Origin of the sequence: Bacillus pretiosus, assembly GCF_051294775.1 — a bacterium.
Taxonomy (GTDB): Bacteria; Bacillota; Bacilli; order Bacillales; family Bacillaceae_G; genus Bacillus_A; species Bacillus_A wiedmannii.
In genome coordinates this window covers 1-281 of sequence record NZ_JBPPHF010000614.1, presented here as the reverse complement: position 1 = coordinate 281, position 281 = coordinate 1, and the positions used below count along the sequence as shown (strand labels likewise).

1 protein-coding gene is annotated in these 281 nt (G+C 42.0%); it reads left to right on the top strand.

Annotated elements, in window-relative coordinates; genetic code table 11:
• Positions 1–281 (top strand): LOG family protein (locus ACSG5Z_RS32395; protein ID WP_435712990.1); only part of this gene is annotated, 281 nt, incomplete at both ends.

Here is a 281-nt window from a genome sequence, read left to right as displayed (position 1 = left end):
GTGTTTTGCCGCGCGGACTATTCCGAGGAGAAATTGTTCATACAGGGCTACCAGAATTAATTGAAGTAGAAACGATGCACGAGCGCAAAGCGAAAATGGCAGAGCTTGCGGATGCTTTTATTGCATTACCGGGCGGATACGGAACGTTTGAAGAGCTATTTGAAGTAGTAAGTTGGTCACAAATTGGTATACATAATAAGCCGGTTGGTTTATTGAACATAAAAGGCTTTTATGGACCAATTTTGCAAATGGTTGAACGTGCAGCAGAAGAAGGATTTATG